Below are 25,570 nucleotides of genomic sequence, written 5' to 3' on the forward strand. Positions count from 1 at the left end.
TTAGATTTTATAGAAACTATATAGGAGGTTGAGCGTTTTACAGGCTTATTTTATTAAGTTATTTTGTTCAGAGTTTAGAAACTCTGAACATTTAATGCATAAAAAAGTTTCAACCATGTGTATACTATATATATGTATATATATATCTTGCTGATATTCATGAGGTTTTAAACTTTAAACTGTAAAATAGAATGTTATTCTACTTTTAGAATAGGTCTAATTCATCGTTGTACTTTTAGTAAAGCAGTTGACTTTGATTAAAATTAACTCAATTAAAATTAAACATCAAAATTAAACAAAATTTTCAATAAAAAGTTCGAAAACACTATGACTATCAATGATGGAAACGTCCTCGATTTGAGTTAGGATAAGTCAAAGATGGAAAGGTCTTCTGATGATATGTCCCTCAAATGCCTCAAATGAAAATAGATATTAAGAAAACTATATTTTATTTGAGGCACATCAGTAAGATATCATCCTTATCTTACAAGTAATATTAAGTTTTACTTAAAAATGATCAATCCATCTGCTAACTTTAGTAACAGTACCATCCAATACTTTTACCTTCAATATGTTTTTTAATCTACATCTTTTCTAATTTTAAGGAGCAATTAAAAAACAGTGAGATGGCTGAAGCAAAAGCAGTTATTAGGGTGATCAAGATTGGACATAGGAACTATGAATATATTTATTCTTAGACTTTAGTACTAGTATGAGGTACATTTTCCCGGTAATTACATGTAAAATATGGATATTTTATTTAGTAGAAAATAGTAGAAAAGTGAAGTTCGAGAAGATATTTATGATGTTGACCCTGTTAATTTCTTCTTATCTTTAGTTGATAATGCAACGATAGGAATTCTTAATTGTTCTGATACCATTTACCTTTTTTATAGTTTTATGCAATGGTGTATATCACTCACTTATAGGCATATACATATTTCTCTTTAATCATATGGTTACACTATTCATGCTATAATAAGAAGATCATAACCTTATATATAACCTTTTCTGAAACTATTACAGTAGAAATTTAGCATTGGGTGTATATCTGATAAATTTCTACGGTAAAATAGTGAGAAGTGGTACATGATTGTCGTTATTGTCGATCAAACCTAAGTAAAATTTGAGAAACAATATCACCTGAAAAGAGAAGAATCGTGATTTTTCTTGCTTTTTCAACAGAAGCGATAGTGTTTTGCTACAGCTTTCATAAAGAGCTATATGGTTTTGTTTTAAATTTTTACGTCTCACAAAAAACAATAGAGATAGATCAGTGGATCTAAAATGCCTGTTTTAATCTACTTTAAGCATCTTTCCCTTAAAAGATTATTTTTATGAGTAGTTAAGGGAAAAATAAAAGTCAATTAGCTTAATCCTAAAGTATTTTAAATGAATATAAACGGTAACGAAATTCCATAAGAACACGACAAAAGTCTTGTTAGATGAGTTTAGATGCGTTTGAACTCATAAAAAGTAGGTAGCAGTGGATAAATAGGCTCTATGAGTGGTTGCATTAAAGATTGATTCTAATTCTACTGTTACTGCTTTTAAAAAATATAGTTTTAGTTCTGAGATTTTTGTCCTAAAAAGGGATGAAATAAATATTAATACAGCACCAGAAACGGAATTGAAAAACCAAAATAAAAACAAAATAACTTGCGTTAATTAGCAGAAAACCATGAACATTTTTAATATTTTTTCAACTGAGTATACACTTGTCTATTTTTAAGATATCTTAAAATAAGATAATGTACATTGTTCATCTTTTATGAGCTTCTGCTCTATTTGTGAACAGTGAGAAACGATAAAGGTTTCCATTAGCCTATAAACTTGTAGATAGATTATTATGTTTTTAAAACTTCATTTTCTAGAAATAACTTAATAACTTATCCACAAGTTTATATAGATTATTCATTTTTATATTCTTTCATGCATTAACAGATGAAAACATTATAACCAACTGTTCCATAAGTAATAATCTAACTTGTTTTTTTATTAACAGGCTCTATAACTACCATGATCTCTATGAGTTTAATTGATTAAATTTATGTAGTTAACAAATGCAATAAATCAAAGTGATATAGAATGGTAGTAGCGTTTGATTTACTTTATTTGACAGTACTGTGATGCTGATTTATGATTGCGGTTTTGAATAGGTCTAAAGAGCTAGTCTAAAGAGCTGGTTTATGAAACGAACATATCAACCCAGTAGATTGAGGCGAAATCGAGTACATGGGTTCCGTGCACGAATGACTACAAAAAATGGTCGTCAAGTATTGAACCGTCGTCGTGTCAAGGGGAGAAAGCATTTAATAAGCTGACGAGGGAATGCCGATTATCGTCAAATTACCGAATTAGGACGACAACAGAATTTCAGCATGTTTATTCGAAACATCAGCGGTTGTCGGGTCGGTATTATTCGCTTTATTATCTTGATAATAATATCGGACATACTCGATTAGGTGTGATAGTAAGTAAGCGCAATGTTAGGAAAGCTGTCATCCGAAATCGAATCAGACGAATTGTAAAGGAGGCCTTTCGTAGAAAGAAGAATCAATTAGTGTCGCTTGATCTGGTTTTTATCGCAAAAGTGGTCGCTAGTCAAGCAAGTAACAGAGAGTTATATAAATGTATAAATCGCTTACTCGAACAATTAGTCAAATAATCCAATTTATTTTCATTAGTTTAATTAAAATCTATCAGTGTATAGTAAGTCCCTGGTTTTTTAGTAGTTGCCGCTTCTATCCAAGTTGTTCTTCTTATGCAGAAAAGGCAATAAAACAATTAGGTGTGATACAAGGTATGTACTTGTCAATTTTTCGATTATTGCGTTGTCAGCCTTTTCATTTAGGTGGTATTGATTTAATTCCTATAAAACATAATAAGAAAACCATGTAATATTATGGATATCATATGGATACTAAGAAAATAATTTTGTACATTATTGTAGCGCTTTTAGCAGTTTTGCTTTTTAACGCATGGATGCGAGATTATCAGATGGTTTCTAGCTCCTCTAGACTTGTGGATGGAAAAGTGAATGGGAAGGAAACAACCTATATACCTCCAGCACTTGTACTGGGCACAACTTCAAAAATAAGAGCAATAGGAGGAGAACTTGCAGCGGGAAACAAGACTTTGCTGAGAAGATTGATCACTGTAAAAACTAATGTGCTCGAAGTAGAAATTGATACTCAGGATGGCAATATTATTTCGGCAAAGCTTCTGAAATATCCTGTTTCACTCGAGAAAAGAGACACACCTGTTCAAATTTTGAATGCTAACTCTGATGAGTTATATGTTGCACAAAGCGGTCTTACAAACACGAATACCAATCAAGAACCTCCATCAATTAAATTTACATTCACAAAAAAAAAATATTTTAAAAGTGGAGAGACTGAGTTTGTAGTTCAATTGACTGGTCGAATATTTAACGGATTGAGAATTGTCAAAACTTATACTTTTCATCGTAATGATTATATTATTCAGCTTAATTATAAAATAAAAAATGTAACTTCTAAACCGTGGCAAGGAAATCTCTATACTCAATTGATACGCCGACAACCGCTTGCTAAACGTCACTATTTTTATATCCGGAGTTATAATGGTTTTGCAATCTCTAGCCCACAAATACCCTATAAGAAGGTAACTTATGAATCTCTCAATGACACAAATATTAATCGAACGTCAAAAGCTGGATGGATCGCCATGCAACAGCATTATTTTTTGAGCGCATGGATTCCGGGAAGTGCCAAACTAACTTATCATTACTATAGTCATGTCATTCCCTCGCAAAATGGAAAGCAAAATATTTATATCATGGGATTTATAGGTCCAACAATAAATATTGTGCCTGGGGAAACCGCATCTAGTTGTGCAACAATTTATATCGGTCCAGAAATAGCTCAGAGATTAAAAACATTAGCGTCTGGCTTGGAGCGGACAGTTGATTATGGATGGTTATGGCCTATTTCCATGCTTTTATTTTGGATTATGAATACTATCCACAAAATTGTAAGGAACTGGGGTTGGTCTATTGTTGTTACAACGATTTTAATTAAAATTGTTTTTTACTGGTTTTCCGAGAAAAGCTTTCGTTCCATGACGCGCATGCGTGAGATGCAACCCCGCATACAAGCATTAAAAGAACGCTACGATGATGATCGACAGGCATTAAGCCGTGCTACCATGGAATTATATCGCAAAGAAAAAATTAATCCTCTGGGTGGCTGTTTACCCATGCTAATTCAAATTCCCGTTTTTATCGCATTTTATTATGTTATTATTGAAAGCGTTGAGTTACGTCAGGCACCGTTTATTTTATGGATTCATGATCTATCTGCTAAAGATCCGTATTATGTTCTTCCCATTTTAATGGGATTGAGCATGTTAGCCCAACAAAGATTTTCCTCTACGTCTCCAGACCCTACACAGCAGAAAATGATGTGGATTTTACCTGTAGTGTTCACTATATTTTTTATTAATTTCCCGGCAGGATTGGTCTTATATTGGTTAATAAATAATGTCGTTCAGATATTACAACAATGGTACGTTAATAAAAGCTACGTAAGCTATACAGCAAGATTAAAAGCTAGACGCGTTAAGTGATAAGATAATGAAGATCTAATATATGCGTATGTCTAATTATCCTGAGGAAACTATTGTAGCGCGAGTGACGCCCGCTGGTCGGGGCGGGGTCGGAGTTGTTCGTGTGTCGGGACCACAAACTAAAGCTATTGCAAAAAAGATGTTAGGGCATTTACCGAAACCTCGGTATGCTACTTTTGCCACATTTAAACATCAACAGTCCGTTATCGATGAAGGTATTGCTATTTATTTCCCAAAGCCTCATTCATTTACTGGTGAAGATATTTTAGAACTCCATGGTCATGGTAGCCCTGTTGTCATAGACTGCTTGCTTAAAAGCATCTTAAAAGAGGGAGTGCGGTTAGCAAGACCGGGGGAATTTTCTGAAAGAGCTTTTTTAAATAATAAAATTGATTTAGCACAAGCAGAAGCTATTGCGGATTTAATTAATGCTAGTTCTGAACAAGCTGCACGATCTGCTATTCGTTCATTGCAAGGTGAGTTTTCTAAATATATTCATGAACTTATGACTGCTTTTATTGAATTACGGACATACATAGAAGCAGCAATTGATTTTTCAGAAGAAGAAATTGATTATTTGACAGATGAATCGATAAAAATAAAATTAAAAAATCTACTGCAGCAAGTACAGGTGATTGAAAAAATAACAAATCAAGGTGTGTTGTTACGTGACGGAATTAATGTCGTGATAGCAGGTGAACCGAATGTAGGCAAATCCAGTTTATTCAATCTACTTAGTGGACAAGAAATAGCAATTACTACTGATATTCCAGGTACCACCCGTGATATACTTCGTGAATCCATCAACATCGATGGTATGCCCATCCGAATTTTAGACACAGCGGGCTTGCGAGCTACCGAGGATGTTATTGAACAAGAAGGTGTGCGTCGCACTAAAACAGCTGCTGGACAGGCGGACCTTATTTTGCTCATGCTGGACTCTTCTCTTGCTTTAAAAAAAGAAGATTGTAAGAGAATGATAAAACAATTAATCCCAAATAGTGAAAAAAAAATACCCATTTTTATTATAGAAAATAAGATTGATTTGACTGGAGAAAAACCATTAACGGTAACAGAGAATACTGATTATCGGATGCGGATTAAAATCTCTGTTAAAACTGGTGCTGGTATTAATTTACTTAAATATCATTTGAAAGAGATTGTTGAATTTAAAACTATTGATGCAAATGATTTCATTGCACGACGGCGCCATTGTGATGCCATTGCGAGAACTAAGTTTTTTCTGAAAAAAGCAGAAGAACAACTTTTAAAGCAAAAGGCTGGTGAACTTGTTGCTGAAGATCTACGTCAAGCACAACATGCCCTTTCGGAAATCACTGGTAGATTTGCAGCAGATGATCTACTTGGGCAAATATTCTCCGAATTTTGCATTGGGAAATAATGCTCTTCTTTATATGATGCGTAAAATAAATAAGATTTGCTTGTGATAAGATCCTGTATATGAAAAGCATCATTAGACAATTTGATGTAATTATTGTTGGCGGTGGACACGCAGGTACTGAAGCTGCATTGGGTTCAGCGCGCATGGGCGCCAAAACTTTATTGGTTACGCACAATATCGAAACATTAGGTCAGATGTCTTGTAATCCTTCCATTGGTGGGATTGGTAAGACACACTTAGTAAAGGAGATTGATGCATTAGGGGGAATCATGGCCTATGCGGCCGATCAGGCCGGCATTCATTTTCGCACACTGAATGTAAGAAAAGGCCCTGCCGTTAGAGCTACTCGGGCGCAGACGGATCGGGTCTTATACAAATCTGCTGTTCGAAATGCATTGGAGAATCAACCTGATTTATGGTTGCTTCAACAAGCAGTTGATGATTTAATCATAAAAAACAGTAGAGTAGTAGGTATTGATACTCAAATGGGCCTTCTATTTTATGCACCTGCTGTGGTTTTGACAGTGGGGACTTTTTTAGGAGGGAAAATTCATATCGGTATGGAAAATAGAAGTGGGGGTCGAATGGGTGATCCTTCTTCTATTACACTAGCTAAGAGATTACGCGCTATGCCTTTTTTCGTTAAGCGATTAAAAACAGGCACTCCACCGCGTATTGACGGACGCACAATCAATTATTCTCAATTAGAAGAACAGCCAGGTGATCAACCCGTGCCGATGATGTCTTATTTGGGAAGGGTACAAGAACACCCAAAACAACTTTCTTGTTTTATCACTCATACTAATGAAAAAACACATAATATTATTCGCTCTGGATTAAAAACGTCACCACTTTTTTTGGGTACTATCGAAGGCGTTGGACCGCGTTATTGCCCATCCATTGAAGATAAGGTGGTTCGATTCTCGGATCGGCAATCACATCAGTTATTTTTAGAACCAGAAGGACTGAATACACACGAAATTTATCCCAGCGGGATCTCAACTAGCCTATCCTTTGAAGTACAGTCAAAATTTATTCACAGCATAAAAGGGTTGGAAAGTTGTCATATTACCCGTCCGGGTTATGCTATTGAATATGATTTCTTTGATCCCCGTGATTTAAAACCGTCTCTAGAAACCAAATGTATTTCAGGGCTTTATTTTGCTGGACAAATTAACGGTACCACTGGATATGAAGAAGCTGCCGCACAAGGTTTAATAGCGGGGATCAACGCCGCTTTACAGATTCAGGAAAGGGAACCATGGGTGCCTACAAGAGATGAAGCTTACATTGGTGTACTAATAGATGATTTAACAACCCGTGGAACAAATGAGCCTTATCGCATGTTCACAAGTCGTGCAGAATACAGACTGATATTAAGGCAAGATAACGCTGACTTGCGTTTAACAGAAAAGGGACGTGAGTTAGGTTGTATTGATGATGAACGTTGGGATTTTTTTTCTCGTAAACGAGAATTCCTTGAAAAAGAACAACAACGTTTGAGACAACAATGGGTTCAACCTAAGTCGGTCATTGCCGAAAAAATTCGTGAACGCTTTCAACAACATGTAGAACGAGAATACTCTGTAATGGATCTTTTGCGTCGTCCTGAGATTACTTATTTTGAACTAATGCAGATAGAAGATTTGGGCCCTGCTGTAGATGATGCTGCTATCGCAGAGCAGATCGATATACAAGCAAAATATGAGGGTTATTTAACTCATCAATTAGCTGAGATCGCTCGTCAGAAAAAATACGAATCTGCGCATATTCCAGCATGTATTAATTACAATGAAGTCACTGGATTATCTAATGAGGTACGACAAAAGCTCAATCAAATTAAACCAACTACTCTTGGGCAAGCTACACGAATTCCTGGTATTACTCCAGCTGCGATTTCTCTATTGCTTGTTTATCTGAAGAAAAAACGAGAATTAAAGTAATGGTTTGTGCTGAATTATCTATATTATTCAGTGGTTACCTTGCTTGCTATTAAACCTAACCGTTAGTTATCCTAGAAATGACCGGTTTTTTTAGTAGCAAGGGTTTAGCGAAAAAAGTAAGAATGAAAGAAAAACTTAAAAAAGGAATTGCTGAATTAAAACTAGCAATTCCAGAAACTACTCAGCAAACATTGCTTGACTTTCTTATTTTCCTACAAAAATGGAATCAAGCTTATAATCTCACTGCAATTACTGACGTAGGAAATATGATAACCTACCATCTTCTAGATAGTTTATCTATCATCCCTTATTTTAAGGGAAAAACGATTTTAGATGTGGGTAGTGGAGCAGGTTTTCCGGGAATCCCACTGGCGTTAGCCTATCCAAATAAACAATTTACTTTACTCGATAGCAAAAACAAGAGATCCGCTTTTTTGCTTCAAGCCATTCATCGATTTAAAATATCCAATGTTGCTGTTGTGCAAGCACGTGTCCCAGGCTACCGAGCAGCATTGAGTTTTGACGCAATTACATGTCGTGCTTTTGGTAGTCTAAGACTTATTGTGGATCAAACCCAATATTTACTCTGTCCACTGGGGAGATGGTTTATAATGAAAGGCAGTTATCCAAAAGAGGAGTTACAAATCATTGCACAGCCTTTTTTCGTACATCGTTTAACAGTGCCAGGTTTAAATGCAGAGCGTCATCTTGTTGAAATTGAAAACAAGTATAATTGCAATCGTTAACTAGAAGGTAGAGTAGGTAAAACCACCATTAATTTAGTGAATTTATTTTATTTAAAACAACAAAATTTTGTTAATCAGCTTGTGTCCGTAAGGAAATGCAAAGTCGATTAACGATACGTGAGACAAGATACTACGTTCCAATTGGATTAGATATGGATTTATTGTCTACTAATGAAGAGCTCACCAACTATACTAGAGGTACAGTTATCATATATCATAGAGTTCACGCTAGTATGACCAATCGGTTATGTTTTTTATTAAAGTTAAATCAGGTATTCTCGTCGTATCTGAGTGGAAGAAGAACAATTAGACATGAGTCACGTGCGTTCCCTATTGACATTTAGTAAGGTTCGGTACAGTGAAATAGCGAAAATGATCGTGTCGAGTGATGCGACAACCCTAAACCCTAGATCCAAACATTAGGCAATTGCAGAATGATTCATTTAAATAAACTGAATGCAACAATTTTGATTTAGAACGGCACGAAAGATAAAGATAAATTTATTATTGTATGAACATAATATATATAATAATGGCATATATAATCAATGGCACATATATAATCCTATAATCCCCACACAAAGGAGGGCTTAGTAGCTTTAAGTATGGCTTCTCGTTTGTAGATCCTTATTTAAGCTGTAGCGAATTTAAATTTGAAAAGACTACATGAAACATCATCCTAAATCACTCTCGTCTTTACTAAAGAAACAAAAAGCTATTTTGCTAGTGAATGTGTGTTTTCCTACTCTACCAAAAATAAAGCCTAGTCTATGATTAACATACGTCACTATTTTCAATTGATGCGATTTGATAAACCAATCGGTATTTTTCTGTTGTTGTGGCCAACCTTATGGGCTTTGTGGTTGGCAGCAGGTGGAATACCATCTCTTAAAATACTGGTCATTTTTATTTTGGGTGTTGTCATTATGCGGGCGGCAGGATGTGTTATGAATGATCTTATTGACCGAAATATTGATAAGTATGTACAACGCACTCAATTACGTCCACTTGCTGTAGGTACAGTGGGAATTATTGAAGCAATAATGTTGTTTGGAATTTTATGTTTATTTGCTTTAGTTCTTGCAGGGTTATTAAACCGTTTGGTGATAGAGTTAGCGATAGTAGGGATTATATTGATAGTTATTTATCCATTTTTAAAAAGAGTGACTTATTTGACTCAATTTTGGTTAGGACTGACTTTCTCATGGGGTGTCCCGATAGCATTCGCAGCAGAGCAGGGAGTTGTTCCTAAAATAGCCTGGTTTTTATTTGTAACAGCGGTATTATGGCCGATAACGTATGATACGCAATACGCGATAATGGATCGAGAAGATGATTTTAAAATTGGCGTAAAGTCAATGGCTATCTTATTTGGACACTATGATCGTTTAATAATCGGATTATTGCAGGGAGGAATGTTGCTATTATTTGGCATGTTAGGGATGTTTTTGAGCTTGAATTATTGGTTTTATCTGGGGCTTTTAATTGCCTTGGGGTTCATGATTTATCAGCAAGTATTGATCCGTTATCGAAAACCTGAAAATTGTTTTGCGGCTTTTCGTAGTAACAATTACGTAGGATTGGTGATCTTTTTAGGTATTTTCCTTACTTACATATGATACTTTTTAAGATTCATTTGCAAGAGGAGTATACGAATCTATGATAGATACATGCAGTGCTTCCTTACTAAGGAAGATGATCTATAATTCTATTAGGTGCACACTGAATTACTTGATATAGGATAGGAAATGAACCTAGTTATGAGATCTATAGACAGGCAATCTGGATTACAGTTTAAACATAAAACAGAGATAATTAGGGTCTCCATAGTTATGATATAGATCATTGTTGACTCATTCCATATTATCATTCTACAACATAATAAGTGTTTTATTTTCATTCATTTTTTTAAGTATTGGCATATTAACCAATAATCGATTTGTGCTGCATAAACCAATGTGTAGTATGCTCCGATTTTTAGGTTGCTTTTATAATTCAATCTTTCTTATAGCTTTCTTCTGACGTTATGAGATAATTAATTTTATGAGACAACTAAAAAGTAGAAGATAGGTCATTGTCCAACCGTATTTAAGGTTCATTACTTAAAATATCGTAAACTGCATTTTTACGAAAGAAAATAAAGCAATTTATTGAAAATTTTATTGCTAAAATCACTTATTTCATTTTTAATGGCATGCATTATGGTGCACACCACTTTATTTACCTCGGAATCTGTTTCTGAAGGTCATCCTGATAAAGTAGCAGATCAAATTTCAGATGCTATTTTAGATGTGCTTATCGCACAAGATCCTCACAGCCGTGTAGCTTGTGAGGCTGTAGTTAAATCTGGAATGGTTTTTGTGGCAGGTGAAATCACTACAAGTGCTTGGGCTGATATTGAACAAATCACACGTAATACAGTTTTACAAATTGGTTATAACGATCCGCATATTGGGTTTGATGGTGAAACCTGCGCTGTAATTTCTGCGATTGGTAAACAGTCACCCGATATATCCATGGGGATAGCCAAACAAGCAGATAAAGAACTGGGAGCCGGTGACCAGGGTTTGATGTTTGGATATGCTTCACGAGAGACAAACGTCTTTATGCCTGCTCCAATTACTTACGCTCACCGCTTAATGCGACGACAAGCACAATTACGCAAGGAGAGTGCTCTTACCTGGCTTCGTCCGGACGCGAAATCACAAGTAACGCTGCGTTATGAAAATGGTATCCCAGTGGCTGCCACTTGTATCGTTTTTTCCACTCAACATAATCCAGATATTCAACAAAAAGAATTAAGAGAAGCGGTCATCGAAGAAATTATAAAGCCTGTCATGCCAAAAAAATGGATTAATAAACGCACTCGTTTTCTGATTAACCCTGCAGGGCGTTTTGTTATCGGTGGACCTGTAGGCGATTGCGGATTGACTGGTCGAAAAATTATCGTAGATACTTATGGCGGAATGGTTCGGCATGGTGGAGGATGTTTCTCAGGTAAAGATCCCTCGAAGGTCGATCGTTCTGGTGCTTATGCCGCCCGTTATATCGCGAAAAATATTGTAGCTGCTGGATTAGCTGAGCGATGCGAAGTGCAGATTTCCTATGCCATTGGCATTACTGAGCCTACTTCCATTAGTGTTGAAACCTTTAGAACAGGAAAAATTGATGAAGCTCATATGCGGCGATTGATTACAGAATATTTTGATCTTCGACCTGCTGGTATCATTCGAGCGTTAAACTTATTACGTCCTATTTATAAAGCTACTGCTGCTTATGGACATTTTGGTAGAGAAGAGACGGAATTTGAGTGGGAACGAGTAGATAAAGCAGAAGCACTTCGCGAAGCGGCTGGATTATCTAGTATGACTGAACATATAACGACGCTTATTGAGGAAGAACAATGACGTTTTTCCATTCGCACATAATAGCTTAATCGCGCGAATTAATCTATGACCTAATTAAAATGATCTCCAGTTTCCTCAGATGAGGATCAAGAAATAATGGAGGTAAATGGAGAAAAAGAAAAGAAAGAAGTGTATTATGGTGGCAATAAGCATAGTAAAAGATTATCGAATTGCGGACATTGGCCTAGCTGAATGGGGTCGAAAGGAAATTGAAATTGCTGAAACGGAAATGCCGGGATTAATAGCCGTCCGAGAACAATACAAAACAAGCCAACCTCTAAAGGGTGCACGTATTGCTGGCTGTATTCACATGACTATTCAGACTGCGGTTTTAATCGAAACCTTACTTATCTTAGGTGCAGAAGTTCGCTGGTCATCTTGCAATATTTTCTCCACTCAAAACCACGCAGCTGCGGCTATTGCTAAAGAAGGTATCCCGGTTTTTGCCTGGAAAGGAGAAACGGAAGAAGAATATTGGAAATGTATCTCTGCAACCCTTAAAGGATCTAATAGCTGGACGCCTAATCTCTTGTTAGATGATGGAGGTGATTTAACAGCCTATGTGCTCCAAAAACATCCAGAATTATGTAAAAACATTCGAGGAGTGTCAGAGGAAACTACAACTGGAGTACATCGTCTTTATAAAATGATGAAGGAAAATACGCTAAAATTTGCCGCCATTAATGTGAATGATTCTGTTACGAAATCAAAATTCGATAATCTTTACGGTTGTCGTGAATCACTCGTCGATTCCCTCAAACGAGCAACAGATGTTATGATCGCTGGTAAACAAGTTGTCATTTGTGGTTACGGCGATGTTGGTAAAGGATGTGCGCAATCCTTACGTGCTTATGGTGCTACTATTTACATCACAGAAATTGATCCTATTTGTGCTTTACAAGCAGCGATGGAAGGTTATCGAGTCATAACAATGGATGAAATCGCCACTCAAGCAGACATTTTCGTAACAGCGACTGGAAATACTACTGTTATTACCTACGATCACATGTCAAAGATGAAGGATCAGGCGATTGTATGTAATATCGGTCATTTTGATAAAGAAATTGATATCGCTTCTCTTGCAAAACATCCTTGGGTTAACATCAAGCCTCAAGTGGATCAAGTGATTTTTCCAGATGGAAAACGCTTAATAATTCTTGCCAAAGGTCGCTTAGTTAATTTGGGTTGTGCAACGGGCCATCCTAGCTTAGTAATGTCTAACTCGTTCACCAATCAAATACTCGCACAAATAGAACTTTGGCAACATCCGGAAAAATATCCTATTGGCGTTTACCTTTTACCTAAACATTTAGATGAAGAAGTAGCCCGTCTTCATTTGAGGCATGTGGGCGCTAAGCTAACAAAATTAACAACCCAACAAGCTGATTATATTGGCATTAGTCCAGAAGGTCCTTTCAAATCGGAGTATTATCGATACTAATTAACGCACTTAAGATATAAATTATCCAAGGCGTTCATCATGTGCAAATAGTAAACCGAAAATCACAGAAAGTGATAAGGGACGCGGAATTATTTCCATTTTCCATTTCCATAGAAGCCATTGTACAATAAAAGTAGACACTTCTATTTTCAACACTAACCACATAAGTTCTTTTAACACCTTTTGATGATATATCAGAAGAGAATTACTAGCGTTTTTACCCGCATAACGCGATGAAATATACTTCTGGTAGCCCCAATTGAAAGACACGACGAGAGACTGTGTGCCCACAAGCTTGTCTGTGCATATCAAGGCTATAATACTAGAAATCCCCCGTGCGTTCCGCTACATGACACACTTTAATGATCGAATTCTTAACAAACATAGTTCTTATTCTCCGTACCCCAAGGATATTAATTCGCTTTTGTGATACATTTTATTTGTAAATACGCATAATAAATCTTGTATTTGCTCAATGAGTCTTGTATTTTCTCTAATTTATTTAGATTTTGACTCGCTAAAATCATTTTCAACATCAGGCATTGACGATTATGTAGATTACTTAATCATTGCGCAACAGCATGTATTATCGGAAATGCAAATTAAGGCATTGAATACAATTATGTTGCCTTCAAGTACTACCTATAATATACAATACTTGATCAAATACTAGTTTCCTCTAATATTCAAGCGGTCTACAATGATAAAAGACAAATGATGGATAATTTTTCTTCCCCGTATGACAATTGACTCAATACTTACCGATATAAGGCTTAATCCACGTTCCTCATTTTTAAGTCACAATCAGCAAACAATGTTATAATACTGACTTGTCAGATTTGACTCATATTTAATTCATAGATAATAAATAATGTTGTAAACACATTGGGCTGATAACAAATTTTCATTCGCTCATCAGAACTGAGGGGTACTTATTTTGTCAATAAAGCAATAAATTATGACTTGTAACTGTTTCAGATGCAGAAAACTAGAAAACTTAGAAGAACTGACATGAATAAATAAAAATCAGATTGAGAAGAAATATTTTTACGAATTACGGCAACTAGATATGATTTATGATTTGATCTACTTAATAAACATAATCGACGGAGTAATTTATCAAAAAAATTTTTCGCTTAATCTTCTTTTAAGACCGATTCTGTTATTGACAAAAAAATTTGTAACATAACAGAAACATTATAATTATTGGTATTGGTTGGTGTTATTGGCTGTAATTCTTGCAGTACGTCCTTAGAGTTACAAGAAATCATCTCCCATATTTTTCTTATTGATCTCTAAAACCCTGTATAAAATTCAAAGGTAATCTTTTGCTCGGCAATTTTTTGGTGTGGAACCATTGATTTTGGATCAGACGGTAGAGAAATGTATTTACAAGTAACGTATTTAATCTGAAAAATTAGCTAATTAAGCGTGTCTTGGTAAATAGTTTCAAAAATTAAAATATGATGAGTAATATAATTAAGAAGTCTTATTAGTCTTATCCCCTAGCAACAATCATCCGCGGTAAACTAGCGAGATCGACGTGATCCTGAATTTCGTGGTAATGGGCTTTTTGCATCAAGTCAACAATCTTTTGTGATTGATCAAACCCATGTTCGAGTAATAACCAACCATCATTAGTTAAATACGATTTCGCTTCTTCAATAATTATTTTAATTGAGGATAATCCGTCTGGACCACTAGCCAAAGCGTTGAGAGGTTCATATTTTAATTGCTGCAAATGTTTATCATAATTAGGAATGTAAGGTGGATTTCCAATGATGACATGATAATTTAACCGCGTTAAGGCTTGACACCATTCACTAAAATAAAAATTAATATTTCGGATATGGTGTTTCTTAGCATTGATTTTTGCTACTTTTAAGGCTTTTTTAGAATTATCAACAGCAGTGATCTCCCAATGAGGTCGCTCTGAAGCAATAGCGATCGCAATATTGCCGGATCCCGTACCTAAATCAGCAACTCGCAGTGTTGCGTCTTTTGGTAAATTTTTTAAGATCCACTCTACTAACATTTCCGTTTCAGGACGAGGAATTAGTACATCCGGTGTTACTGTTAAGTTAAGCGACCAGAACTCTTTTGCTCCTAAAATATAGGCCATCGGTTCACCTGAAATTCGTCGATTTACATAATTCGTTAATTGTTTTCTTTGTATGGACATGATTTGCATGTCCGGATGAGTAAATAATTCAACGCGGGACTTTTCAAGAACATGACTTACTAATACTGCCGCATCTAAATATGGTGTTTCTGAACATATATCCAATTGACAAGAAATATTTCTAATTACTTTCTTAACGATAGTCATACCGTTATTACGCTTTTGATTTTCATCATCTCTGCTTTATTTGAAAGCTACACTTTCATTCTTTACTTATCTCGCTTAATGCCGCTAGTTGTTCTGCTTGTAATTCGCGAAGTAACGGTTCAATTACAAAGTTTAAATCTCCTTCCATCACTTCATTTAACCGATAAAGCGTCAAATTAATACGATGATCAGTGATTCGTCCTCTCGGGAAATTATAAGTGCGAATTCGTTCGGATCGGTCACCGCTGCCTACCAATAATTTTCGTTGCACTGCTTGTTCCCATTCTTGCTTCGCGCGTTCAGTATTTAAAAGTTTGGATTGTAATAAAGACATCGCCCGCGCTTTATTTTTGTGCTGTGAACGCTCATCCTGACACCCTACCACTATACCTGTCGGAAGATGTGTAATACGCACAGCCGAATCGGTTCGGTTGACATGCTGCCCCCCTGCGCCAGAGGCACGATAAGTATCAATACGCAATTCTGTCGGATTAATTTCAATTTGATCAATTTCTTCTACTTCAGGCATTACAGCCACGGTACATGCCGATGTATGAATGCGTCCCTGTGATTCGGTTACGGGTACACGTTGTACTCGATGCGCACCAGATTCAAATTTTAATTGCGAATAAACCCCATCACCAGCCACTCGTGCAATAATCTCTTTAAAACCACCGCGCTCGCTTTCATTGTAGGATACCACTGCCATATCCCACCCATTTTTTTCTACATATCGTCCATACATTCGAAATAAATCACCAGCAAAAATAGCTGCCTCATTTCCTCCAGCACCTGCACGAATTTCAAGAAAAACATTGCGCTCATCATTGGGATCCTTGGGTATCAACAATAATTTTAATTGGTCTTCTAGATCATTTTTTGTCATGATTAATCTATCCAATTCTTCTTCTGCTAATTTTTTTAGTTCAGAATCTTTTTCTGAAATCATTTTTCTCGTAGCTTCGAGCGCTTTTGCGTTTTGCTGAAATTTCTGGAAACATCCTACGATAGGCTCCAGTTGTGCATATTCTTTACCCAATTTACAATAACGACTCTGATCGCTCATAATATCGGGATCACTCAATAAATCATTTATCTCTGTATACCGATGAGATAATATATTTAATTTTACAATTAAAGAATTCTTAATCATACAGATCTACTTTTAGTAGACAATAATAGTCACACACTTTCTTTATATAAACAGACTGTCACAATCTTACTTGGTTTGATTTAATATTTGATTTGAGTTTATCATCTGCCGTAAGCTTTTTCTAATTCCAGATTCTAATCTTTCCAGATTCTAATTTTCAGTTCTCATTCTCTAACCAATGATTCCTCCAATCATTCACGAAACTAAGAGATGATATGACTATACTTTTAGTACATATAATTGATATATATGACGGATAGTATGAAGCTCCACTATTGGTTTTTCTTGTCTTTAGGTGTAGTACTATCTTCAAATTTACCAATCTTTGGAAATAATTGAATTGAATTTCATTAAACACTAAACACTAAAATAAATATCCTACTACTTTGCCACTTTCCTACGATAGATAGTACAAATTATTCTTAATCACCCAATATTGTAATAGCTCGATTATGCATATGACGGATTATCTGCATAATTATGATTGTCGTAAAAATGTGGGATTCTTTTCACATCCACTAAATGCAGTCATGCGGATAGCCGACCAAAACTACTGACATTTTAAAGGTAATCATTATTCCTACTAAAAATGGAAACTGCAGAGTTAGTGTTCATTTTAGTTAAAATCGTGAACGATTTGGATGTGGGAGCAAGATGTCCTATGCCCGCATTCGCTCAATAATGACTCCGGCCCCTCCTTGTGCATCATCAAAAACAAAAAGCTTCGTGACACTCAATTGCAACCACTGGATACTAAACCGATTCAATAAAAAATTTGCACATCGATCAGCTAAGGTCTCAACCAAATTAAATCGATTCTGATTTAAGAATTCAATGATACTTTCACGAATACTAGCATAATCGATGGTATGTTTCAGATCATCAGAACTAGCGGCGTACTTAGTATCAACACTAAAAACAATATCAAGCAAAACCGTCTGTGCTGCTATTTTTTCATAGGGGAAAATGCCCACCCACGCGAGTACCCTAAGATTGCGGATGAAAAGTTTATCCACCAGACTGTTTCTCCCGGATTTCTTCAAACGTCTTGCAGTCAATACATTTAGTTGCTGTAGGACGAGCCTCTAATCGACGAATACCAATTTCAGCGCCACAATCCTTACAATAACCATATTCTTTGTCATCAATGGCATCTAGCGCTTGTTCAATTTTCTTAATCAGTTTTCGCTCACGATCTACTGTACGTAATTCTAAATTAAAACCCTGTTCTTGACCCGCGCGGTCCAGTGGATCTGCATAAGAATTAGCTTCCTCTTTTAAATGAACTACTACAGAATCCACTTCTTCCATTAATTGCCTTTTCCACTCAAACAAGATTTTCTGAAAATGTTGCAATTGCTTGTCATTCATATATTTTTCACCATTTTCGAGTTTATAAGGTGAAACTCCAAGTGCCACTGTTTCTGTTTTTAATATCTTCGATGCTGCCATTTTCGTCTCCTAAAAGTCTAAACGTGTCCAGTCAAAAGTTCACACATTCTATATTAAATTGTAAAACCTGCAAGGGAAAAATGCTTAAAAAATACACTAGCTTAATTTAGTAAAATTAAAGGCTTATAGTTTTAAGAATAGACGATCCTAATTCAACCATTCGCCTTCAAAAACCTTTTTCGCAGGACCTGTCATTATGATGGGAGTTTGAGGTCCTTGCCAATCGATGATTAAATTTCCACCAGATTGGCTTACCATAATTTGTTTCTGTTGTAATAAGCCTAGACGGCGTCCTATGGCAACAGCAGCGCACGCCCCGCTACCACAAGCCAAAGTTTCACCTGTCCCTCGTTCATAGACACGTAGCTGAATAGTTTGTGAATTAATAACTCGCATGAAGCCAACGTTTATTCCTTCAGGAAAGAGTTCATGCGTACTTAAACAGAGTCCAAGAATTGATACTTGTTCGGCATCAATATGCTCTACAGGGATTATTGCATGCGGATTTCCGATATTGACCACACCTAACTTTACAATTTGATCTTCCGCCTTAATTTCATAAGTATTTGATATTTGTGCTGTAATAAAAGGGATATCTCGCGGATCAAATTGTGGAATTCCCATTTTCACAGATATCTTATCATCAGGTCGAATTCTTAGTTCTAATGTATCATTAATCGTAGAAATAAGAAGCTCATCATAATCACTGAGTTTTTGTGCACGAATGAATCGTGCAATGCAACAAGCTCCATTACCACATTGCCCTACTTCACTTCCGTCAGCATTAAAAATACGAAAATGAAAATGAACCACATTCTTTTTAGGGCATTCAATCACTAACAATTGATCGCATCCTACACCCAATCGTCGATTTGCAATTTTTTGGATTTGCGAGGTTGTTAATGTAACTGATTGTTTCGTAGCATCAATCACCACAAAGTCATTACCTAAAGTATGCATTTTTGTGAATTTAATTTTCATTCTGTATCGATTGTTGACTTGTATGAATATTTTTTGACAAACATAAGGGACCTCTAACTCCACAACCAATCAGGATAAAAGTAAAGCTTATTTCCATCATTATCAGCAATATGATTTTCCATTTTTCACCGTTACTTTGTTTACTTCTTTTGTTCCTCAGTAAGCTAACTACTCTATCCAAACCAAAACTTTCTTTTTTGTCAATGCAGCAGCTAAGTCGACGCAGGACGAAGAAAAATCCTACAATAATGATCCATGGTAAAAAAAAGAATATTTTCATAGCTGCATACTACTGCAAAACTTCATAAATTTTACCATCCCACCAATAATCAATGATCGAAAAAAATCCAAGAAATATTTTAGAGATGATATATTAGCGGATAGTTATGAACAAATCTCTAAAAAAAATCATTATTCCACCAATTAAAACAGCCATTGGCAGTGTTATTTGGTTACATGGATTGGGTGCCGATGGCCATGATTTTACTAGTATCATCCCACAACTAAATTTACCTCGAAATCTTTACTTACGTTTCATATTCCCACACGCACCTCTAAGGCCAATTACCATCAACGCCCAAGTGCGGATGCGGGCCTGGTACGACATTTATAATCTAGAAGATTTAAGTCGTCGAGAAGATGAAATTGGTATTGTTCACACACAGCAATCTATTAACAAACTGCTTGAAGAAGAAATTGCACAGGGCATACCATCTGAACACATTGTTTTAGCGGGATTTTCTCAGGGTGGTGCAGTAGCTTTGTATGTGGGATTGCGTTATTTAAAACCACTAGGAGGAATTTTCGCTTTATCTACTTACCTTCCTCTCGCTGATAAACTTACTGAAGAAGCCAGCCAGGCTAGTCACCATACTCCTATTTTCATGGCACATGGTGATGCCGATCCAGTTTTACCTTTTATATTCGGTTACCAAGCTTTTCAACGGTTAAAACAACTAAATTATTTGATAGAATGGCATTCATATCCTATGGGACATCAGATTTCCATTGAAGAAATTAGAACCATTGGGAAGTGGTTGACGAGTCGTTTTTCTTAAATATTTTAGTTCTGCAGTAATACCTAAATTAAATCAATGATCCTCTGTAACTTGCCTGCATACTAACCTTGCCTTCAGGCTAATCACTACCAGAATAATAATGTGGTTTTTAAAAGATAAGTACTCATTGTTACTCGGTTCAAAAAATATTTTTCTAAAAAATGCACGTAAAACATTTAAAACGTTTACTAAGAATTGACCACCTAATGGTGAAATGCTTGACAATACACCCCAACTTTTTCAAGCAATTATCTTTTTTTTTCACAAAAGCATCGATATCAATTTAAGAACACTTTGCGTTACCTTAAATGATCCATAAACTACCATAATTTTTACGTAACAGGAAAAGTATTAACATCTCTCTCTCATATATCAAGATTCCTAAATATTTTTTTATATGCAATTACATTTTCAGATCTAGCAGACATTTTAAATGTTGTTCCAACCAAATCGAATCAAATCAATAATAATATTTTACTTTTCTTTTTTAATGTACTTATTTCATGCACTTATTATTATAATAAAAGGTCCATGCTTGATCCTTGCTGATAACTAATCATTTCTTTAGTAGTTAATCAATAATAAGTTAATTAATACTAACGATCCTAGTAACAATGAAAGAAGATTATTAAGAAATTATGTATTCTGAACACGGTATCTGAAAATCTAACAAACAAAATAAAAACAACTGTTAATTGCTATTACATGGATAATAGTCGCGATATTATATAAGTTTGCGATTAAGTTATGTTAACCATCTCAATTAGTAACTGGAAAAAATTTTCGAGTACTACCGATGCAGCTGTTGATAATGGAATTTCAATACCCTTCCAAATACTAATCGTACAATAAAAATATCTCTCAATAGCAAAGCTCCAGTATAAATTGAGGTATAATTTTAATGGCCTTCAATTTTCAAGGGACTGTCAGAAGTTCAAATAAGTAATAAAACGCGTATATCACAACAGTATTTAAAAAGTTTAATCTATCAACGTACGCTTTACCGCAAAATCCGTCAATAATAAAATCCTAAAAGATAAACGAAGCAACACGTAAACCAAGTCTATAATAAATGTTTCCTAGAAGTAGCGACAAATAAATCACAAGATACTCTGTTAGGTAGAAATCTATAACTAGGCTAGGTATGTGACTACTACAATATACGAACAAAAAATAATGAACACTCACACCACCTATGAGATAAGAAAATCTTTCAATTAGCAATTACTAACTGCATTATTTATTACTTTATAATCATCCTTATAATACCTAAAATGTTTGCCTTGCACACTTTGCTTTATTGAGGTTACTATATTAAGACAATATTATTCATAACTTAGTAAAAATTATTTTAAAAGAAATGCCGGCAGTGAAGCTGAGAAAATTGTTTTTTTTCTGTTATTTCATTCTGATGTTCCTCTTTTTTCAGCAGGTTAGTGTTGCTATGACAGAATATCGTGCTAAAACTGCCGAAACTATGAAAAAAAAAACGCTCTTACGAAAAGAATATTACTCGAAAATTATCCTCGTCGGCATCATCAGCAGCATATTGCAGACATTCTTGGTTGGGTACCCACCGATCATCTATATTTCTTTTGCTCAGGTTATTTCAAAGAGCCCTTAATCGTTAGCCAATTTTCCCATCTGGCGCCTATCAAAAAAGAATCGACAATGATTACTGCTAAAGGTCCTTCTATTGTAACAACTGACGGTGTCTCAATTTTACGACAAGGAGTTGTTATCACTCAGCCGGGGCGCATCATCCAATCAGATACGGCTTATATTTATCGTCACGCTAAAACTGGCCACATTACTAAAATTATTCTTGTAGGTCATGTTTACTTGTATGAAGCAGGAAAATTAATTGTTTCAGATCAGGGAATACTCATACCTTTTCCTAAAACAATAATTCTAATAAACGCAGCCTATCGCGTTTATAACGATATGTTTATCCATACGTGTCACTATGCGTTCAATAGTTGGGGTACTGCGAAGCAAGCTATTCGAGATAAAGCCGGAGTGATCACCCTGCAATATGCGACTTATAGTACCTGCGACCCTACTCATCCTACCTGGTGGATAAGCGCATCGAGCATCATTCTAAACAAACAAACACATCGAGGCAAAGCTTATAATGCATCGATTCTGTTTCAAGGAGTGCCAATCTTTTATTTTCCTTACTACAGCTTCCCTATTGACCATCACAAAAAAACCGGTTTTTTAATACCTAGCGTGGGCTACAGTACTCATTTGGGGAAAATCTTTTCGTTACCTTTTTACTGGAATATGGCGTCTAATTACGACTTAACGTTAACCCCTGAAATTATGACTCGACGTGGACTAAATATACATGCGCTATTCCGTTTCTTAAGTGAATACAGTGAAGGAAACGTTTATCTAAACTACTTACTGAATGACATCGCATTCCAAAAATTTCGTGAAAATACCATTAATAAGTATCTTCCTATTTTATCAAATAATCCTTTCCTCGTTCCTTACGTTAACCAACTACAAATGCTAAAAAACCAACGCGGTTTTTTATCAATAGATGATACTATTTTATTTAATTCTGAATGGTCATCCCATGTTATTTTAAATTACGTAACCGATCCTTATTATTTTCAAGATTTAGGTGAACAACTAGCTATCAGCAATACAGCCAATCAACTTTTAAATCAAGTTGATTTACAGTATAGCGGACTACACTCACAATTCAGCGCACTTTTACAAACTTATCAAACACTTCATTTAATTACGCAATTTCAAAATTCACAATTCGATCAATACTCACGATTACCTGACTTTAATGTAGAAAGTTATTACCCCAATATCGCTAATAGAATGGATTTCAATTTTAATGCCGAAGCCACTAATTTTAACTTTAAAAGTAATTTCACTCCAAAGCAGCCTATGGGTCAACGTCTGCACATACGCTCTGGTGTAAGCTTCCCTGTTTATTTTGCTTCAGGCTGTTTTATTCCGCAAATCTGGGAAGACACTATTACTTATCATCTCGCTCATCCTAAGTCTGAACAACCTTATACAGCTAGTCGAACATCACCTATTTTCGATGTCGATTCGCTGCTATATTTTGATCATTATCTACAAATTGGAAGTCGTTCGTTAATTCAAACTGTAGAACCACGTTTTTTCTATTTATATATTCCTTACCAAAACCAAGATAGACTGCCCAATTTTGATACAGTATTATTACCATTTTCTTTCGAACAACTATTTGCCGTCAATCGATATACTGGCGATGATCGAATTCAAAATGCCAATCAAATCACTTTTGCTCTGACCTCAAATTTGTTAGATGCGAACAGTAGCGATGCGCTCCTAAGTGCTAATATCGGCTTTATTTATTATATCGAAAACCAACGCGTCAGTCTTACTGAAGGACATACATTACCAACGTGTCATTTGTCTCCTATCGTAGGCGAACTCATGGTGCACCCAATTTTTCACTACTCACTATCCGGAAGTTTAGTGTGGGATTCTTATTCAGGAAAAGCGAGTAATACTTCCATTACTCTAACTTATAAAAATGGGAGAAAATACATGGGCGTAAGTTACATTTTTCTTCGACAAAACAGTAATCCTATCGCGCTAAGCCCTGTCACTTCTCCAAGTAATCTCTTCAAGCAACACATCGAAAACATTGGCCAACTTACACTTTCCGCAACATGGCCCATTTTTAGAAAATGGAGTGCCACTGGCCATTGGAACTATAATGTTAGTCAAAACTATACTAATAACTATTCAATTGGTATAGAATACGATACGTGTTGCTGGACATTAAGTTTTTTCACGCGGCGTTCTTGTAGCAGTAGGGAGTTTGTATTGAGTGCTAACAGCAATCTTCAAAATGTTTGCGATACTACCTATTTTATTCAATTGCAACTAAAGGGACTAGGTGGTTTTGGCGCACCTCATAACATCTTACCGCTAACACATCAAGTGTAATTAATAACGAATACGCATATGAGGTGATTTATATTGCAAGAAAAGCTAAGTTTTATCCTTATTGCATTTATCACGGCCTGCATCTTTATACAGTCTACCCTACTTGTTGCATCTACTATTACTCCTGATGAACAATTATTAGATCAAATTGTAGCAGTTGTGAATAATGAAATTATTACACATAGTGAACTTATTGACGCGATGCGTGTCATAAAACAACAGTTTGAGCAAGAGCATTTGCCTTTACCAAATGAAAAAATATTTAAACGGCAAGTGCTTGATCAGCTGATTTATCAAAAATTGCAACTACAATTAGCAAAACGAAATAATATCAACGTCACCAACAAAGAGGTGAATACGGTTATTGCTCGCATTATTGTACAGAATCATTTTTCTAGAACAATCCTCAAACAAAAAATAGCGCGAGAAGGAATGACGTACGAACAATTCTGTGATCAATTGAAGAAGCAATTAATCATTGCGAAATTACAACATCAAACCGTAAATAGTGATATTACTGTTAATAAGTCCGACATCGTAGCGTTCCAAAAACAGTATCAAAAGCAATGTACCTCTATAGAATATCATGTTGCAACCATATTAGTTGCTCTACCTGATTCTGCTATTCAAGATCAAATTAACTATACTAGAGAAAAATCGATACTAGTTTTGAAACAGCTTCATAGCGGATCCAGTTTTGAAAAAAGTATGAAAATGTATCGAGGCAGTGTTGATTTAGGTTGGAGGACCACTAATAATTTACCACAAATCTTCGCTAGCATAATCACTAAAATGAAATTAAATGAAATTGTGGGACCCATTAGAGCACCCAATGGTTTTCATATCATCAAATTAATCGGCAAAAAAAAAGTAAAGGGTAGCGTCACTGATCAGCAAGCTCAACAGATCATTTATCAACAAAAAGTTGGACAGGCACTACAAAAATGGTTACTACAATTGCGCCGTACAGCTTACATACGTATTTATTAGTAACACATTATCTTGTTGTAACAACAGAAAAAAGAATTCAGAGTGAGGAATGCGTTAATAAGGTGTTCACTTCTGTAAAGAGTAGTATTAGAGT

Annotated in this window: 19 protein-coding genes; 13 read left to right on the top strand and 6 right to left on the bottom strand. The window is 35.5% G+C overall.

The features are described from left to right. The first annotated feature begins 2,189 nt into the window (after nucleotides 1-2,189). The 10 genes from rpmH (at nucleotide 2,190) to ahcY (ending at nucleotide 13,547) form a co-directional block, all read left to right on the top strand. Complete coding sequence (gene rpmH, locus CEAn_RS00060; protein ID WP_211923832.1) at nucleotides 2,190-2,324, top strand: 50S ribosomal protein L34; 135 nt, start codon at nucleotides 2,190-2,192, stop codon at nucleotides 2,322-2,324. 32 nt (nucleotides 2,325-2,356) lie between these two features. Then, nucleotides 2,357-2,668, top strand: coding sequence for a ribonuclease P protein component (gene rnpA / locus CEAn_RS00065; RefSeq protein ID WP_244670121.1), 312 nt, complete (start codon nucleotides 2,357-2,359; stop codon nucleotides 2,666-2,668). Then, nucleotides 2,632-2,901, top strand: coding sequence for a membrane protein insertion efficiency factor YidD (gene yidD, locus CEAn_RS00070; RefSeq protein ID WP_211923833.1), 270 nt, complete (start codon nucleotides 2,632-2,634; stop codon nucleotides 2,899-2,901). Before rnpA ends, yidD begins: the two co-directional genes overlap by 37 nt. Before the next feature lie 15 nt (nucleotides 2,902-2,916). After that, nucleotides 2,917-4,608, top strand: coding sequence for a membrane protein insertase YidC (yidC, locus tag CEAn_RS00075; protein ID WP_211923834.1), 1,692 nt, complete (start codon nucleotides 2,917-2,919; stop codon nucleotides 4,606-4,608). Nucleotides 4,609-4,636: 28 nt separating this feature from the next. After that, nucleotides 4,637-6,010 carry a tRNA uridine-5-carboxymethylaminomethyl(34) synthesis GTPase MnmE gene (gene mnmE, locus CEAn_RS00080; protein ID WP_211923835.1) on the top strand — a complete coding sequence of 458 codons (1,374 nt, stop codon included), beginning with the start codon at nucleotides 4,637-4,639 and terminating at the stop codon, nucleotides 6,008-6,010. Nucleotides 6,011-6,069: 59 nt separating this feature from the next. Continuing rightward, nucleotides 6,070-7,953, top strand: coding sequence for a tRNA uridine-5-carboxymethylaminomethyl(34) synthesis enzyme MnmG (gene mnmG / locus CEAn_RS00085; protein WP_211923836.1), 1,884 nt, complete (start codon nucleotides 6,070-6,072; stop codon nucleotides 7,951-7,953). Between the two features lie 122 nt (nucleotides 7,954-8,075). Beyond that, nucleotides 8,076-8,699: a 16S rRNA (guanine(527)-N(7))-methyltransferase RsmG gene (rsmG, locus tag CEAn_RS00090; protein WP_211923837.1), complete on the top strand. Its 624-nt coding sequence runs from the start codon at nucleotides 8,076-8,078 to the stop codon at nucleotides 8,697-8,699. A gap of 770 nt (nucleotides 8,700-9,469) precedes the next feature. After that, nucleotides 9,470-10,318, top strand: a complete 849-nt coding sequence (gene ubiA, locus CEAn_RS00095) for a 4-hydroxybenzoate octaprenyltransferase (protein ID WP_211923838.1) — start codon at nucleotides 9,470-9,472, stop codon at nucleotides 10,316-10,318. Nucleotides 10,319-10,900: 582 nt separating this feature from the next. Further along, nucleotides 10,901-12,106: a methionine adenosyltransferase gene (metK, locus tag CEAn_RS00100; RefSeq protein ID WP_211923839.1), complete on the top strand. Its 1,206-nt coding sequence runs from the start codon at nucleotides 10,901-10,903 to the stop codon at nucleotides 12,104-12,106. Nucleotides 12,107-12,242: 136 nt separating this feature from the next. Beyond that, on the top strand, nucleotides 12,243-13,547 hold the full coding sequence (gene ahcY, locus CEAn_RS00105) for an adenosylhomocysteinase (RefSeq protein ID WP_211924112.1): 1,305 nt from the start codon (nucleotides 12,243-12,245) through the stop codon (nucleotides 13,545-13,547). 21 nt (nucleotides 13,548-13,568) lie between these two features. On the opposite strand, the gene CEAn_RS00110 is transcribed toward ahcY, so the two are convergent. From CEAn_RS00110 to dapF, 6 genes are all read right to left on the bottom strand, one after another. After that, the gene (locus CEAn_RS00110) at nucleotides 13,569-13,838 is read right to left on the bottom strand and encodes a hypothetical protein (protein WP_211923840.1); all 270 of its coding nucleotides are present in this window, start codon (nucleotides 13,836-13,838) and stop codon (nucleotides 13,569-13,571) included. Nucleotides 13,839-15,045: 1,207 nt separating this feature from the next. Continuing rightward, entirely contained in the window at nucleotides 15,046-15,876 is an 831-nt protein-coding gene (prmC, locus tag CEAn_RS00115) for a peptide chain release factor N(5)-glutamine methyltransferase (protein WP_211923841.1), read from the bottom strand. A gap of 55 nt (nucleotides 15,877-15,931) precedes the next feature. After that, nucleotides 15,932-17,026: a peptide chain release factor 1 gene (prfA, locus tag CEAn_RS00120; protein ID WP_211924113.1), complete on the bottom strand. Its 1,095-nt coding sequence runs from the start codon at nucleotides 17,024-17,026 to the stop codon at nucleotides 15,932-15,934. A 662-nt stretch (nucleotides 17,027-17,688) separates the two neighbouring features. After that, complete coding sequence (gene folB / locus CEAn_RS00125) at nucleotides 17,689-18,045, bottom strand: dihydroneopterin aldolase (protein ID WP_211923842.1); 357 nt, start codon at nucleotides 18,043-18,045, stop codon at nucleotides 17,689-17,691. Next, nucleotides 18,038-18,481, bottom strand: coding sequence for an RNA polymerase-binding protein DksA (dksA, locus tag CEAn_RS00130; RefSeq protein ID WP_211923843.1), 444 nt, complete (start codon nucleotides 18,479-18,481; stop codon nucleotides 18,038-18,040). Before dksA ends, folB begins: the two co-directional genes overlap by 8 nt. 147 nt (nucleotides 18,482-18,628) lie before the next feature. Next, a complete protein-coding gene (gene dapF / locus CEAn_RS00135; RefSeq protein ID WP_211923844.1) occupies nucleotides 18,629-19,462 on the bottom strand; it encodes a diaminopimelate epimerase in 834 nt (277 codons plus the stop codon). Nucleotides 19,463-19,848: 386 nt separating this feature from the next. Between dapF and CEAn_RS00140 the strand changes: the two genes are divergently transcribed. From CEAn_RS00140 to CEAn_RS00150, 3 genes are all read left to right on the top strand, one after another. After that, nucleotides 19,849-20,520: an alpha/beta hydrolase gene (locus CEAn_RS00140; protein WP_211923845.1), complete on the top strand. Its 672-nt coding sequence runs from the start codon at nucleotides 19,849-19,851 to the stop codon at nucleotides 20,518-20,520. Nucleotides 20,521-22,191: 1,671 nt separating this feature from the next. After that, nucleotides 22,192-24,486 (top strand): LPS-assembly protein LptD, encoded by a 2,295-nt coding sequence (locus tag CEAn_RS00145; protein ID WP_211923846.1) that lies wholly within the window; start codon nucleotides 22,192-22,194, stop codon nucleotides 24,484-24,486. Between the two features lie 33 nt (nucleotides 24,487-24,519). After that, a complete protein-coding gene (locus CEAn_RS00150) occupies nucleotides 24,520-25,476 on the top strand; it encodes a SurA N-terminal domain-containing protein (protein ID WP_211923847.1) in 957 nt (318 codons plus the stop codon). Nucleotides 25,477-25,570 lie beyond the last annotated feature (94 nt).

Origin of the sequence: Coxiella endosymbiont of Amblyomma nuttalli (assembly GCF_018107685.1) — a bacterium.
Taxonomy (GTDB): Bacteria; Pseudomonadota; Gammaproteobacteria; order Coxiellales; family Coxiellaceae; genus Coxiella.

Bases quoted from the DNA above. Each gene is read 5' to 3' on its own strand.
- metK (WP_211923839.1), top strand. From the start codon at position 10,901: ATGGTGCACACCACTTTATTTACCTCGGAATCTGTTTCTGAAGGTCAT.
- yidD (WP_211923833.1), top strand. From the start codon at position 2,632: ATGTATAAATCGCTTACTCGAACAATTAGTCAAATAATCCAATTTATT.
- ubiA (WP_211923838.1), top strand. From the start codon at position 9,470: ATGATTAACATACGTCACTATTTTCAATTGATGCGATTTGATAAACCA.
- rsmG (WP_211923837.1), top strand. From the start codon at position 8,076: ATGAAAGAAAAACTTAAAAAAGGAATTGCTGAATTAAAACTAGCAATT.
- mnmE (WP_211923835.1), top strand. From the start codon at position 4,637: ATGTCTAATTATCCTGAGGAAACTATTGTAGCGCGAGTGACGCCCGCT.
- prmC (WP_211923841.1), bottom strand. From the start codon at position 15,876: ATGACTATCGTTAAGAAAGTAATTAGAAATATTTCTTGTCAATTGGAT.
- ahcY (WP_211924112.1), top strand. From the start codon at position 12,243: ATGGTGGCAATAAGCATAGTAAAAGATTATCGAATTGCGGACATTGGC.
- CEAn_RS00145 (WP_211923846.1), top strand. From the start codon at position 22,192: ATGATTACTGCTAAAGGTCCTTCTATTGTAACAACTGACGGTGTCTCA.
- yidC (WP_211923834.1), top strand. From the start codon at position 2,917: ATGGATACTAAGAAAATAATTTTGTACATTATTGTAGCGCTTTTAGCA.
- dapF (WP_211923844.1), bottom strand. From the start codon at position 19,462: ATGAAAATTAAATTCACAAAAATGCATACTTTAGGTAATGACTTTGTG.
- rpmH (WP_211923832.1), top strand. From the start codon at position 2,190: ATGAAACGAACATATCAACCCAGTAGATTGAGGCGAAATCGAGTACAT.
- mnmG (WP_211923836.1), top strand. From the start codon at position 6,070: ATGAAAAGCATCATTAGACAATTTGATGTAATTATTGTTGGCGGTGGA.
- CEAn_RS00140 (WP_211923845.1), top strand. From the start codon at position 19,849: ATGAACAAATCTCTAAAAAAAATCATTATTCCACCAATTAAAACAGCC.
- dksA (WP_211923843.1), bottom strand. From the start codon at position 18,481: ATGGCAGCATCGAAGATATTAAAAACAGAAACAGTGGCACTTGGAGTT.